We start from the raw sequence: 13721 nt of genomic DNA on the forward strand, positions 1-13721 counted from the left end.
CAGTACGCTACCAACCACTCAACACCAAACTGTCCGACAAGTCCTGAAACACATCTGTCCGTGAGGTCCTGAAACAGCACAGAGGGTTAGAACCCCACTTGCCACTCACGACCCCCTTGCGACACCGTGCATACTACCCAAATCGGACACCTGCGGCTCGCAAAGTGTCCCTTGTGGACATTCACCGCGCGATCGGCCCTCGTCAGTCAGTGCGGACCGAGGCCGCAAAGGGTGCGCGGCACGCCATATTTGACTTACCCCTCAATAACCATCCTTACTGCTCACGAGGTCGTTCTCAGGGGCGGGTCTTCCACTCCCGCGCGATCATCCGCATGAGCGCCGGATAGATGATCAGGTACCGGAACGGCTTGATGAATCCCATGTACACCCGGCCGAACAGCCCGTTGGGTTTGACCAGCACCGCCATCTGACCGCGATATCCGCCCCGCTCGTCCTCGACCCACGCGATGTGCAGGACGCCGTGCATGGTCCGGTTCGCCATTTCGGCGGCGAATTCGTCGTCGAGCCGGTAAAGCGGGGTGAACGGCAGCCAGTCTTCGTCCGGGCCGGTGGGTGTTCCGCGGAGGTCTTCCGGCAGCTTGCCGCGGAGCGATCCCACCCGGGTGTCGAGGCCGGAGCCCTGCTTGTCCAGCCCGAGCAACCCGCCGAGCTTCCAGCGCAGCGCCCACAGAGCCCGGACCGGGAGCGGGGCCTCGTCCGGGAAGTTCCCCGACGAGAACTGCTTCACCAGCTTGCCGAAGTCGTCCGGCCCGCCGGGCGTTCCGAGCGCCCAGACGTCTTCGAGGTCGAAGTCCCCGGCGATCTCGTGGATCCGCCAGGCGTGGGCGGTGTGCGCCGTGTTCGCGAGTTTCATGCCGACACCAGCTGGACGATCTCGCGCGGACGGACTTCGCGGTCGTCGAAGGCGACGTCCACGTCCGCCGATCCCAGAGCCCGCATCGAAGCCGCTTGTGCGGCCTCGGATTCCCAGCGCACGATCGACACCACGGCGTCGCCCGTGGCGGTGACCCAGCATTCGGCGGCGAGGCAGCCCGGCGTGGAGCGCAGGACGCCGGCCACTCGCCGGACTCGCGAGACGAATTCGTCGTGATGATCGGGGTGCGGGTAGTGCGTGGCCACGAATCCGACAGTCATCGTCGTTGTTCCTCCCAGTGGACTTCCGCCATCTGTACGGTAGCGTATATATCGTCCTCGTGGTGCCGGAGTGACGGGAGATACGGTGATCCCATGGCCGCCGAAACCCGGACTCCGCCGAGCGCTTGGATCGACGCGGGGCTGTCCGCCCTCGCCGCCGGAGGCCCCGACGCGGTCCGCGTCGAGGTGCTCGCGAAAGCCTTGGGGGTCACCAAAGGCGGGTTCTACGGCCATTTCGCCGATCGAGGCACGCTGCTGGAGGAAATGCTCGCCACCTGGGAGCGGATGAGCACCGACCTGCTGTTCGAGAGCGTCGAGAGCCAAGGCGGTGACGCCAGGGCGAAGATCCGGCGCGCGGGACTGCTCGCCGGCGACCGGCTGCTGCCGATCGACCTCGCCATCCGCGATTGGGCCCGGCGTGACCCGGCGGTCGCCGAACGGCTCCGGCGCGTCGACAACCAGCGGATGGACTATCTGCGGTCCCTCATGCGCGAGATCTTCACCGACGAGGACGAGGTCGAAGCCCGCTGCCTGCTGGCGTTCTCGCTCCTGATCGGCAAGCACTTCATGGCCGCCGACCACGACGGCCGCAGCCGGGACGAGGTCACCGAACTGGCTGGGGCGCTGCTTCTCGGCGGCGGACCCGGCCAAGACGGCTGAGGGGCACGACCTACTCGTCCTCGTCTTCGGGTGCCGTCGGGGCCTGCTTGCGCGCGACATAGATGAGCAGCCCGATGATCACCACGGGGCCGACGAAGATGAGGATCTCGTCCCAGCCGCCCTGGTGCATCATCATCACCCGCGCCGCGATGGTCATGAGCCGGACACCAGCGCGATCCCGAGCGCGGTGTAGCCGATCATCAGCGCCAGCATCGGGTACTGGCCCACCTTGACGTAGTTCGCGCGCAGCACGCCGACGGAACGGTCATGCGCCGAGGTTACGGCCAGCACGTGACCGGCGACGATTCCGGCGATCTGCACCAGCGCGATCGCGCCTGCCGAGACGACCGTGTAGTCGATCGTGCGCCCGAAGCCCTGCTGTCCGGAGAACACGGCGAACGAGAAGTAATGCGCGACCGTGTAGCCGACCATGATCGGGATCAACGACGGCGCGAACGCGGGATACGGGTCGAACCCTCGGCGCAGGTACGGCCTGGTCAGGCTGACTGCGCCCGCGTAGGCGCCGTAGGTGAGCGCGATGCAGGCCGCGAGTCCGGCGGTGCCGCCGAGGACACCGGCGTCCAGCGATGTCCAGAACGGGAGCCGGGTCAGGCCGTCGAACGCGGTCGAGCCGAGCACCACCAGCACCAGCGCGGTCAGCCACGGCGCGGGGGAGATGGTGAGCAGGCCGTCCAGCGGATTCCGGACCACCAGCCGCCCGTCTCCGCGCCTGCCGAACGGGGAGAGGGCCGCGATCAGGCACGCGTAGACCTCGAAAGCGTCACCGCGGTCGAACCAGCGCGGACCGAACACCACACCGAGAGCAATGTGTATAACGGCATACACGGTGGCGAAGAGGGCGATCGCGCGGGGCGAGTCCGAATGCGGGAACACCAGTTCCAGCCAAAGAAACGCCAGGAGACCCGCGATCGCGGGCAGGTGGCCCAGGCGGTCCGGGAGTTCGCGGGGGCGCGCGGGGATCAGCGACGCGATCGTCCTCAGTGGATTCAACCGTCGCCAGACTGGGCCGAACAGTAGCGAAAGCGGAACCAGCCCGACCCAGAACCAGACGTAGAACCAGGCCGGAGCCGGGTTGTCGGCCGAGTTGTCCGGGCCGGTCCACGCCATCACCAGGAAGCCCGCGAACAGCATCACGCCGAGCGCCCCCGGCACGATTCGCGCGAACGCGCTGTCGGCGAACCGTTGCAGGACAAGGGGAAGCGGGCGCCCGGCGTCGGCACCGCGAAGCTTGGGTTCCTTCCAGAGCGCGGTGAGCGCGAAGAAGGAGATCACGACGGCCGCCGCTCCCGCGTAGAGCGCGAGCCACAACGGGACCGGCAGGTCGGACCGGCCGCCGAGACCGTGCGCCAGGATCATCCGCTCACCCGGAGCTTGGTCACCGCCGCGCCGCTCTTGTGCAGTTCCACCTCGAAGATGCCGTCGATGTTCGCGGTGAAGGCGACCGTCGCCGGAATCCCGGGAGACAGCTGAGCGGCCTTGTCGTAGCCGTGGACGTGAAGTTCGTCCGGCTGGTCGGAGGTGACTTCGAGCGCGAGGTTCTCGCCGGTGCGCACCGCGACCTCCTCGGGGCCCGACGTGCGTTTGCCCTCGGTGATCGAGAACTTGACGGTCCGGGTGCCGGTGCCCGGCGCCGGTTCGGGGCCGGGCGATCCCGAACAGCCGGTCACGGCCAGCAAAGCGGCCACGGTGATCCCGCAGATCCCGCCGATCCTCCGCATCGAGGTCCCTTCGAGTCGTACGCCCCGGCTTGCCCGGCCGGGGCCTTGCGCCTATCGTGTTACCCCAAGGTAACAGTTACTTAGGTTAGCAGGAAGGCGAGAACGGTGTTCATGGCTCAGGAGAGCCCGCCTGCCGGCGGTGCGCAATTCGGGCAGATCGTCATCGCGGGCCTGATGTTCACGGCGGTCTTCCTGCCCTTGGCCCTCTTCGTGCTCCGCGAGCGCGCGGGGAAGCGCACGGTCTTCGGCCGCGTCGCGGACTGGATGGGCGAGCTCACCGGCCTGCCGCGCTGGGCCGCGCTGCCGATGTTCGTCGCGTTCCTCTCCGGGATGTCCGCGCTGATCGGCGTCTACTGGGACGTGCCGATCCACATGGAGCTCGGCCGTGACGAAGGTCCGCTCGCGAACCCGTCGCACTACCCGATCTACTTCGGACTGATGGGCATCTTCGCCAGTGGCGTGCTCAGCGCGACACTGGCGACGAAGGACCTGCCCCAGCGCACGTTCAAGATCGGCCCGCACTGGCGGGCGCCGATGGGCTCCATCCAGATGATGGCGACCGGGCTGGTCGGCATCGCGGGCTTCCCGCTCGACGACGTCTGGCACCGCCTGTTCGGCCAGGACGTCACCGAATGGGGGCCGACCCACGTCCTGATGATCGGCGGCGGTGTCTGCGTCGTTCTCGGCCTGCAACTGCTGCTCGGCGAGGCGCGTCAGGTCGGCGCGACCGGACCGGTCGTGCGCCTGCTCGGCCCGGTCCTCGCCGGCGCCTGGATGATGGGCGCGTCGGCGTTCTTGATGGAGTTCGACCTCGGCGTCCCGCAGTTCCCGATGCTGTCGCAGGTCGTGCTCGTCGGCCTGATCGGTGCCTGGACCTTGACCTACGGGCGCCTGTCCTGGGGCCCCGGCGGCGCGCTGATCGTCCTCGCGGTGTTCCTCGCCTCCCGGGCTTCGTTCGCCGTCATCCCGCTGTTCGCCGACCTGCACGTGGCCTCGCTGCTGCCGTACGTCGCCGAAGCGTTGATCATCGAGGTCGTCGCCTTCGCGATGCGCAACCGGCAGGGCTACACGTTCGCCACTGTCGCCGGCCTGCTCGTGGGGACGGCCGGGATGCTCGCCGAGGCGGCGTTCACCCGATGGCTGATGCCGAACCCCTGGCCGACGGCGCATCTGCCGCTGTTCGTCCTGTTCGGGACCGGCGCGGCCCTCGCGGGCGCGTTCATCGGTGTCTGGCAGTACCAGCGAGTGGAGGAGACGGCCACGCGGGTGCCCTCGGCCGGCCCCCGGCATGTGGTCGGCCTCGTCGGCGCGCTGGGTGCGGTCGCCCTGATGTCGGCGGTCGCCGTGCCGGCCGATCCGGAACCGGGCTTCACCGCGGACGTCCGGCTCACCGAAGCCGCGACCGGGCTGCCGATCTCGAACCCGCACGGCGGCGGCACACCCCGCTGGGTCGACGCGACCGTGACGATCTCGCGGCCCGGTCTGGCCGACGACGCCGTGTGGCTGAACGGTTTCGCTTGGCAGGGCGGCGACTTCTTCACCGCGCCGCTGGAGAAGATCGGCGACGGGGTGTATCGCACGGCCCAGCCGCTGCCGGTGTTCGGCCAGTGGAAGACCGGGATCCGCGTGCATGTCCCGAACCGGGTGATGGGCCTCGCGCCGATCTACGCGCCCGCGGACCCGGCGGCGAACGCGCCGTCGATCGACGCGACGTCCGGCACGCGCCCGTTCATGTCCGAGATCGAGTTCCTGCAACGAGAGCGGAAGTCGGAAACGCCCGCCGTGCTGTGGACGGTCGCGTACGTGACCGTCGGACTCATCTTCGCCGGGATGTGGGCGCTGTTCGCGTGGCTCTACGCGGCCGCGGCCACCGCGCGGCGGCGTGAGGTCTCCGTCGGCTGACCCCCGCGTTTCGTCCTCTGAATGCGGTAGTTGCGTGCGCAAGTACCGCATTCAGAGGACGAAACGCTTTGCTCGCACTTCGTCGCACGTATCGATTGGGCATCATCGCGCGCAAGACTGCTGCAAGCCCGCTTCCCTTGAATACCCAGGACACTGCACGTGTCGCCGTTTCGCGCGCCGAAACGGTGACGCACCGCAACGTCCATGAGACGTAAAGTAGCCGTCGACCACGCGACGACATCCGCCGTGCACGATCGGTATTGGCGAGTCATTGCGCGGTTACCGCGACATGTGGTTACTTTTCCGCCTCGGGGGTTGGGTTACAGCGAGTTTCGATGGGGTGGTCTTCGTGCGCACAGAGCGTTTTCCGAGGCGACGACGCGGTCTACGCGTGGTCGCGGTCCTTGCCGCTTCGGCGGTCGCGACGGTGCCTTTCGTGCCCGCCGCGTCAGCACAGCAGCAGGGCAAGGTCCTCCGGGTGGCGCTCACGACCGGCATCGACCACCTGAACCCGTTCACCGCCCAGCTGGCGGCGTCGACACAGGTCGGCCGGTTCAACTACGAGTTCCTGACCCTGCCCTCGGCCGAGGACACCCAGCCCACGGGCGGGATCGCGGAGTCGTGGAAGACATCGGACGACAAGCTCACCTGGACCTTCAACATCCGTCAGGGGATGAAGTGGTCCGACGGCAAGCCGGTGACCGCGCAGGACCCCGCGTACACCTTCCAGCGGATGCTCGACGACGAGAACGCCCGCACCGCGAACGGCAGCTACGTCAGCAACTTCGCCTCGGTGTCGGCGCCGGACGACAAGACGCTCGTCATCAAGACCAAGGCCCCGCAGTCGAGTATGACCTCGCTCGACGTCCCGATCGTGCCCAAGCACATCTGGGAGCCGATCAAGGATCTCAACGCCCCCTCGACCGACGACATGGCCGTGGTCGGCGTCGGCAGCGGACCGTATCTGCTGACCGAGTACAAGAAGAACGAGTTCGTGAAGTTCAAGGCGAACAAGGACTACTGGCGTGGTGCGCCCAAGGTCGACGAGCTGCAGCTGCTGCAGTTCAAGGACGCCGAGGCCGCGGTCAACGCGTTGAAGCAGGGTGAGGTCGACGTCATCAACCGCCTCACGCCGACGCAGTTCGACGCGCTCAAGGGCGAGAAGAACATCACCACGAACAAGGCCCCCGGCCGCCGGTACAACGAGCTCATCATCAACTTCGGTGTCAAGAACGTCCTCGACAAGCCGATCGGTGATGGCAACCCGATCCTCAAGGACGTCCGCGTCCGCAAGGCGATCGCGCAGGCCATCGACACCGAGACCATCGTTCAGAAGGTCATGAACGGCTACGGCCAGCCTGGGACCGGTGTGGTGCCGGCGATCTACAAGGCGTACACCTGGGCCCCGTCCGACGCCGAAAAGACCAAGTTCGACATCGCGGCCGCGAACGCCACGCTCGACCAGGCGGGCTACGCCAAGGGAGCGGACGGCATCCGCGTCGCCCCGGGCGGCGCGAAGCTGGAGTTCCGGCTCGCCGGCCACGCGAACCGGCCGTTCGACCAGCGCACCGCGCAGTTCGTCACCGGCTGGCTCAAGGACGTCGGCATCGGCGTCAAGCAGGAACTCGTCTCCGACGACGAGCTCGACGACCGCACCACCGCGGGTAACTACGACCTCGCGATCTCCGGCTATGGCACCTCGCCCGACCCGGACTACGCCCTGAGCCTGAACACCTGCGCCGGCCGCCCGAACGCCGAGGGCAACGGCGGCAGCTCGGCGACGTTCTTCTGCGACCCGCGCTACGAAGACCTGTACAAGAAGCAGCTGACCGAGTTCGACCCGGCCAAGCGCGCCGAGCTCGTCAAGCAGGCCCAGGCCGTGCTGGCGGGCGAGTACGTCGACGTCGTCCTCGACTACGACAACGTGCTCGAGGCCTACCGCTCGGACAAGTTCTCCTCGTTCACCAAGCAGCCGCAGCCCGACGGCGCGATCCTCGAGCAGTCCGGCTACTGGGGCGTCTACGGCGCCACTCCGGCCGACGCGGCGGCGGCCGGCGCCGAGGAGAGCAGCAACACCGGATTGTGGATCGGCATCGGCGCGGTCGTGCTCGTGGTGCTCGTCGGTGGTGGCGTGCTGCTCGGGCGGCGCGGCAAGTCCGCCGAAGACCGGGAGTAAGAGCACGTTGACCGAAGCACTCAGTTCTCTCGACCAATCCTCGGCGCTCGTCGATCCCGACGAGCGCCGGGGCGGGACCGGCACCACCCGGTTCGTGCTCTCCAAGATCGGCGGCGCGCTGGCGAGCCTCGCGCTCGTCGTCGTGCTGGGGTTCTTCCTGTTCCGGACGCTGCCCGGCGATCCGGTGCGGTTCATGGTCCGCGACCGGCCGACCGATCCGAAGATGATGGCGGAGCTGCGCGCGCAGATGGGCGTGGACAAGCCCCTGCTGCAGCAGTTCTGGGACTACGTCGTCGGCCTGCTCCAGGGCGACATGGGGGTCTCGTACCTGCAGCGGCGTCCGGTCTTCGACATGATCGGCGAGCGGTTGTGGCCGACGATCCTGCTCGTCGGCAGCGCGACGGTGCTCGCGATCGCGCTCGGCCTGTGGCTCGGCATCCGCGCGGGCTGGCGGCGGGGGAGCGGGTTCGACAAGGTCCAAACAGGACTCGCGCTGACCCTGTGGTCGGTCCCGCAGTTCTGGCTCGGGCTCATGCTGCTCGTGGCGACCGACGGGCTCTTTCCCAGCCGGGGCATGCATTCCCCGGACGTCGCACCGGGCTTCTTCAGCGAAGGGCTCGACGTCCTCCACCATCTGGTGCTGCCGTGCGTGACCCTGCTGGTGGTGTTCTACGCGCAGTACATGCTGGTCATGCGGTCGTCCCTGATCGGCGAGATGAACTCGGACTACCTCACCACCGCACGGGCCAAGGGGCTGCGCGACGACCTGGTGCGCAAGCGGCACGCCGTGCCCAACGCCCTGCTGCCGACGGTGACTCTGGTCTTCATGCAGTTCGGGATGGTCGTCTCGGGTGCCGTCTCGGTCGAGGCCGTGTTCAGCTGGCCGGGGCTCGGGCAGCTGCTCTACGAAGCGCTCCGCGGGCCTGATCTTCCTGTCCTGCAAGGAGTCTTCGTCACCCTCGCCGGCGCGGTGGTGCTGATGAACCTGCTCGCGGAGCTGCTCTACCGCGTGCTCGACCCCAGGGTGCGGACGGCATGACCACAGCGGAAAAACCCGGTTCGATCGTCTGGCGCCGTCGCCGCGAGGCGGTGGCCAAGCGCTGGCACGAGTTCACGACGAACAAGGCGGGCGTCTTCGGGCTGGCCTTCCTCGGCGTCATCACGCTGCTGGCCATCCTCGCGCCGGTGATCTCGGACGAGTCCGGCCTCGACGTCACCAAGGCCCACGGCGGTTCGCTGAATCCGCCCAGCGGGGAATTCTGGCTGGGCACCGACATCGACGGCCGTTCGGTGCTGCTGATGACGTTCTGGGGCGCGCGGATCTCCCTGCTCGTCGGGTTCTCGGCGGCGTTCCTGTCGGTGCTGATCGGTACGGTGATCGGGATCGCGGCCGCGCATTTCGGCGGCTGGCTGTCCGGACTTCTGCTGCGGTTCACGGACTTCTTCCTGGTGCTGCCGTCGCTCGTCCTCGCCGTGGCGCTGGCGTCGGTGCTGGAGCAGGGTGCGATGACGGTGATCGTCGCCATCGGCGTCACCGCCTGGCCGAGCACCGCGCGCCTGGTCCGGGCGCAGACCCTGACGATCGAGGGCCGTCCGTACATCGAGCGCGCGAAGGCGCTCGGTGGCGGCCATCTGCACATCGTCGGCAAGCACGTCCTTCCCGGCGTCATGCCGCTCGTGCTGGCCAACACCACGCTCGTCGTGGGCAACGCGGTCATCGCGGACGCGACGCTGGCCTTCCTCGGCGTCGGCAACCCGAACACCGTCTCGTGGGGAGCCATGCTCCAGACCGCACTGAACAACGGCGCGATCAGCAAGGGCGCGTGGTGGAACCTGCTGCCGCCGGGCGTCGCGATCGTCGTGGTCGTCCTCGCTTTCACCCTCGTCGGACGCGCGCTGGAGACCGTGCTGAACCCGCGCCTGAAGGGACAGCACTCATGAGCCCCTTGCTGGAACTGAAGAATCTCGGCGTCACCTACGCCACCGGAGGCGGCGAGGTCGCCGCGGTCCGCGGGGTCGATCTCGTGCTCGAACCCGGCGACACGCTCGGAGTGGCGGGGGAGTCGGGGTCGGGGAAGTCGACGGTCGCGATGAGCGTGCTGCGGCTGCTCCCGCGTTCGGCAAAGGTCAGCGGCGAGATCCTGCTGGACGGCGAAGACGTCACGGCCATGAAATGGGGCAGGCTGCGCGCGGTGCGCTGGGCCGAGGCCTCGGTCGTGTTCCAGGGCGCGATGCACGCGCTGAACCCGGTCCGCCGGATCGGCGAGCAGATCGCCGAGCCGATCCGCCTGCACCCGCCCGGCGGCAAGGCACTGTCGGACGGCGAGATCCAGGCCAAGGTCGCGGAGCTGCTCGAACAGGTCGACCTGCCGCCCGGTCGTGCGGGGGCGTACCCGCACGAGCTGTCCGGTGGGCAGAAGCAACGCGTCATGATCGCGATGGCGCTGGCCTGCTCGCCGCGGCTGATCATCGCGGACGAGCCGACCACCGCGCTCGATGTCGTCGTCCAGGCCCAGGTGCTCGACCTGCTGGGCAGGCTCGTCGCCGAACAGGGGATCGGGCTGGTCATGATCAGCCACGACCTGTCGGTGCTCGCCGCGACCTGCCGCCGGATCGCGGTGATGTACGACGGCGAGATCGTCGAGGAGCGGCCGAGCGCGGAGCTGATGAGCGCGCCGCACCACGAGCACAGCAAGGCGCTGGCGGCCGCGTTCCCGACCGTCGGCGACCCGGTGTCGCGGTTCGCGCCCGCGACCAGCACGCCGTTGCCGCCGGAGCCCGAACGCAGCGGTGACCAGCCCGCGTTGCTCGAAGCCGAGGACCTGCGCGTCAGCTTCCGCGACCGCACCGGCAAGCGGATCAACGCCGTCGCCGGAGTGAGCCTCCAGGTGCGGAAGGACGAGATCGTCGCGCTCGTCGGCCAGTCCGGCTCGGGCAAGACGACGCTCGCCCGGACCCTGCTCGGGCTGCAGAAACCCGACTCCGGAGCGGTGCGCTACGACGGCAAGCCGGTCCCCCTCGGCGGCGCCGGCCTCAAGGCGTACCGGCGGCAGGTCCAGCTCGTGCTGCAGGACCCGACGAGCGCGCTGAACCCGAACCACACGGTGTACGAGGCCGTCGCGGAAGGCCCGCGCATCCACGGAATGGGCGCGAACGAGCACGAGATCGTCGTCAAGGCACTGGAAGCGGCCGAGCTGCGGCCCGCCGAGAAGTTCCTCGACCGGCTCCCGCACGAGCTGTCCGGCGGGCAGCGTCAGCGGGTCGTCATCGCGGGCGCGCTCGCGCTGGACCCCGGCGTGATCGTGGCGGACGAACCGGTGGCGTCACTCGACGCGTCGGTGCGTGGGGAGATCCTCGCGCTGTTGCTGCGCCTGCGGCGTGAACTCGGTCTCGCCGGGCTCGTGATCACCCACGACCTCGGGCTGGCCTGGAACATCGCCGATCGGGTCGCCGTGATGTACCGCGGGGAGCTGGTGGAGGTCGGTACCGTGGAGGAGGTCCTGCTGGACCCGAAGCACGACTACACGAAGTCGCTGCTCGCCGCGTTGCCCGGTGGAACCGCGCGGGAAACACCCATTGCCGCGCACTCGCACAGGCGCGGTGTGTAACCTCCAATCTCGAAATGGCGACCACGACAGAACCCCCGCAGACGCCCTCGGCCGGTTCCCTCGGCGAGCGGCTCCGGGTGCCTTCCCGGTTCCCGTACCGCACCATCGCGATGGGAACCATAGGCAGCACGCTGCTGATGCTGGCGGCGCTCGGCGCCGGTGGCATCCTCATCCGTGACCCGATCCTGGGGCACGGACCGCTGTCGTGGATCCGCTACGGCCACGGCCGCATCCTCGCGAACGCGATGCTTTACACGGGCTTCGCGCTGATCATCTGGGCGTGGGTCCGGCTGGGCCGCTACGCGCTCGCCGGCCGGATCGGCAGCCGCCCGATCGTCATCGCCGCCGCCTGCTGGATGGCGCCGCTGCTGGTCTCGCCGCCGCTGTTCACCCGCGACGTCTTCTCGTACCTCGCACAGGGCGCGCAGCTGCTGCACGGGCTCGACCCGTACGCCAACGGACCGGCTGAGCTGACCGTGCTACCGGACGTCGTGCAGAACGTCCACCCGCTGTGGCAGACCACGCCCGCGCCGTACGGCCCGCTGTTCCTGCTGGTCGCCAAGGGGATCGTCTCGATCACCGGCAACGACATGATCGCCGGGGTCATCGCGACCCGGCTGGTCCTGATGATCGGCCTGGCCGGGATGCTGTGGTCGCTGCCGCGGCTGGTCAAGCACCTCGGCGGCAAGCTGCCGATCACCCTGTGGCTCGCCATCGCCAGCCCGATGACGGTGATCCATCTCGTCGGCGGCCCGCACAACGACCTGTTGATGCTGGGCTTTCTCACCGTCGGTGTGCTGGCGGCGTTGGAGCGCAAGCACGTCGTCGCGATCGTCCTGGTCACCATCGGGATGCTGATCAAGCCCACTGCGGCGTGGGCGCTGCCGTTCCTGGTCTGGGTGTGGGCGAACCACCTGCCCGGCGACCGGAAGGTGGTCAACTTCTTCCGCGCGGGCGCCGCGTCGGTCGGGATCTTCCTGCCGGTGTTCGTCGCGGGCACCTGGCTGTCGCTCGGCTCGGTCAACCTCGGCTGGCTGACCGGTCTCAAGGCGCCGACGCTGATCGCGAACTGGATGAACTTCCCGACCGGGATCGGCGAGATCTTCTACTCGCTGGTGAATCTGGTGATCGACGTCGAGGTCTCGCCGTTCGTCACCGTGTTCCGGGCGATCGCGATGGTCGGCCTGTTCGTCTTCGCCGGCCGCCAGTGGTGGCTCGCCCGCAACGGCGGCAACCCGGCGATCCACCGGATGGCGATCGTCCTGCTGGCCGGCGCGATCGTCCCGCCGCCCTCACTGCCGTGGTACCTGACCTGGGGTTTCGTGGTCCTGTCGGCCTTCGAATGGCGCCGCCGGAACCTCGCGGTCGTCGTCGCGGTGTCGGTGTTCGTGACGCTGGTCTACTACCCGACGGGGGAGCAGGCCCTGTACGACTGGTGGTTCATGGCCGGTGTCGTCGCGGCGAGCGTGTACGCGGCCGCTTCGCTGCTGCGGCCGGATCCGCTGGGGATCATCGCCGCTTGGCGGGGGAAGCCGGTGGAGCAGTTCCTGCCCGCCGAGGCTCCTCGGTCCTCCTGAGTCGCCGGGTTCCGGCAAAGTCGCACGGCCGCTGGTCAGGTGAGCCGAAGTGGCGATTCGGGTTCTGGCGGCGAGAGCGGGCTCGCGTTCTTGTCTGTCCATAAGGGACACCGGTTAAGACCTGAGTGACCGATTTGAGTACTTTGTGCGGCTTCCCGACCGGGTGCGGCTTGGCCTGAAGGTAGTGAAGGCCTCTTGGGTTCACGGGGTCGTTGCAACACCGATTGTGGTCGGAGGTTGTGATGGTGGGTCGTGTGCCGTTGGTGCGGGATGTGCGGGTGCGGTTTTGGCAGGGGGTTCGGGCGGGGCGGGCTGTGATGTCTGCCTCGGTGGCGGCGGGTGTGGCGCAGGAGACCGGTCGGCGGTGGTTCGGCGAGGCTGGTGGGGTGATCGGTAACGCGCCCCGTGAGCTGGGGACACGGTATTTGTCGGTGGAGGAGCGGGAGGAGATCTCTCGTGGCCTGGCCCGGGACGAGGGGCCGCGGGTGATCGGGCGGAGGCTGGGCCGGGCGGCGTCGTCGATCAGCCGGGAGATCAACAACAACGGTGGTCCTGCCCGGTATCGGGCCCATGTGGCGGAAGCGGCGGCGCGGGAGCGGGCGAAGCGGCCGAAGACGGCGAAACTGGCCGATCCTGGCAATGCCGGGCTGCGGGACCATGTGCAGGAACGGCTGCTGCTGCGGTGGTCGCCGGAGCAGATCTCGGCCAGGCTGGTGGCCGAGTTCGCCGACTGTCCGGAGATGCGGGTGTCCCACGAGACGATCTACCAGTCGATCTATGTGCAAGGCCGGGGCGCGCTGCGCCGCGAACTCGCGGCCTGTCTGCGGACCGGGCGGGCGCTGCGTAAACCTCGCCGCCAGGCCGAGGCCCGCACGCCGCGGATCCCGGACATGGTGCCGATCAG

General features: G+C 68.6%; 13 protein-coding genes. 8 read left to right on the top strand and 5 right to left on the bottom strand.

Annotation, left to right across the window (positions count from 1 at the left end; genetic code table 11):
- Nucleotides 1–295 precede the first annotated feature (295 nt).
- Complete coding sequence (locus tag ACIRGA_RS39880) at nucleotides 296–874, bottom strand: DUF2867 domain-containing protein (protein ID WP_400952346.1); 579 nt, start codon at nucleotides 872–874, stop codon at nucleotides 296–298.
- On the bottom strand, nucleotides 871–1155 hold the full coding sequence (locus ACIRGA_RS39885; protein ID WP_400952349.1) for an antibiotic biosynthesis monooxygenase family protein: 285 nt from the start codon (nucleotides 1153–1155) through the stop codon (nucleotides 871–873). Before ACIRGA_RS39885 ends, ACIRGA_RS39880 begins: the two co-directional genes overlap by 4 nt.
- A 93-nt stretch (nucleotides 1156–1248) precedes the next feature.
- On the opposite strand from ACIRGA_RS39885, the gene ACIRGA_RS39890 reads away from it, so the two are divergent.
- Nucleotides 1249–1815 carry a TetR/AcrR family transcriptional regulator gene (locus ACIRGA_RS39890; RefSeq protein WP_400952355.1) on the top strand — a complete coding sequence of 189 codons (567 nt, stop codon included), beginning with the start codon at nucleotides 1249–1251 and terminating at the stop codon, nucleotides 1813–1815.
- Between the two features lie 10 nt (nucleotides 1816–1825).
- Here ACIRGA_RS39890 and ACIRGA_RS39895 read toward each other — a convergent pair whose 3' ends face one another.
- Genes ACIRGA_RS39895 through ACIRGA_RS39905 form a run of 3 tightly spaced genes read right to left on the bottom strand, consistent with a single transcriptional unit; the run spans nucleotide 1826 to nucleotide 3554 of the window.
- On the bottom strand, nucleotides 1826–1972 hold the full coding sequence (locus ACIRGA_RS39895) for a hypothetical protein (RefSeq protein WP_400952360.1): 147 nt from the start codon (nucleotides 1970–1972) through the stop codon (nucleotides 1826–1828).
- Nucleotides 1969–3192, bottom strand: a complete 1224-nt coding sequence (locus tag ACIRGA_RS39900) for a hypothetical protein (protein WP_400952365.1) — start codon at nucleotides 3190–3192, stop codon at nucleotides 1969–1971. Before ACIRGA_RS39900 ends, ACIRGA_RS39895 begins: the two co-directional genes overlap by 4 nt.
- Complete coding sequence (locus ACIRGA_RS39905; protein WP_400952370.1) at nucleotides 3189–3554, bottom strand: hypothetical protein; 366 nt, start codon at nucleotides 3552–3554, stop codon at nucleotides 3189–3191. The genes ACIRGA_RS39900 and ACIRGA_RS39905 overlap by 4 nt, the downstream gene beginning before the upstream one ends.
- 111 nt (nucleotides 3555–3665) lie before the next feature.
- Here ACIRGA_RS39905 and ACIRGA_RS39910 point away from each other — a divergent pair, with 111 nt between their 5' ends.
- The 7 genes from ACIRGA_RS39910 to ACIRGA_RS39940 form a co-directional block, all read left to right on the top strand.
- A complete protein-coding gene (locus tag ACIRGA_RS39910; RefSeq protein ID WP_400952375.1) occupies nucleotides 3666–5456 on the top strand; it encodes a hypothetical protein in 1791 nt (596 codons plus the stop codon).
- Between the two features lie 391 nt (nucleotides 5457–5847).
- Nucleotides 5848–7632 (top strand): ABC transporter substrate-binding protein, encoded by a 1785-nt coding sequence (locus ACIRGA_RS39915; protein ID WP_400952380.1) that lies wholly within the window; start codon nucleotides 5848–5850, stop codon nucleotides 7630–7632.
- A gap of 7 nt (nucleotides 7633–7639) precedes the next feature.
- The gene (locus tag ACIRGA_RS39920; protein ID WP_400952384.1) at nucleotides 7640–8671 is read left to right on the top strand and encodes an ABC transporter permease; all 1032 of its coding nucleotides are present in this window, start codon (nucleotides 7640–7642) and stop codon (nucleotides 8669–8671) included.
- Complete coding sequence (locus ACIRGA_RS39925) at nucleotides 8668–9573, top strand: ABC transporter permease (RefSeq protein ID WP_400952389.1); 906 nt, start codon at nucleotides 8668–8670, stop codon at nucleotides 9571–9573. The genes ACIRGA_RS39920 and ACIRGA_RS39925 overlap by 4 nt, the downstream gene beginning before the upstream one ends.
- Nucleotides 9570–11240, top strand: coding sequence for a nickel ABC transporter ATP-binding protein NikE (gene nikE / locus ACIRGA_RS39930; protein WP_400952394.1), 1671 nt, complete (start codon nucleotides 9570–9572; stop codon nucleotides 11238–11240). Before ACIRGA_RS39925 ends, nikE begins: the two co-directional genes overlap by 4 nt.
- A gap of 14 nt (nucleotides 11241–11254) precedes the next feature.
- Nucleotides 11255–12817, top strand: a complete 1563-nt coding sequence (mptB, locus tag ACIRGA_RS39935) for a polyprenol phosphomannose-dependent alpha 1,6 mannosyltransferase MptB (RefSeq protein ID WP_400952397.1) — start codon at nucleotides 11255–11257, stop codon at nucleotides 12815–12817.
- 317 nt (nucleotides 12818–13134) lie between these two features.
- On the top strand, nucleotides 13135–13721 hold a 587-nt coding region (locus tag ACIRGA_RS39940; protein ID WP_400952401.1), incomplete at its 3' end, for a transposase.

This window comes from Amycolatopsis sp. NPDC102389, assembly GCF_044765885.1.
GTDB lineage: Bacteria > Actinomycetota > Actinomycetes > Mycobacteriales > Pseudonocardiaceae > Amycolatopsis.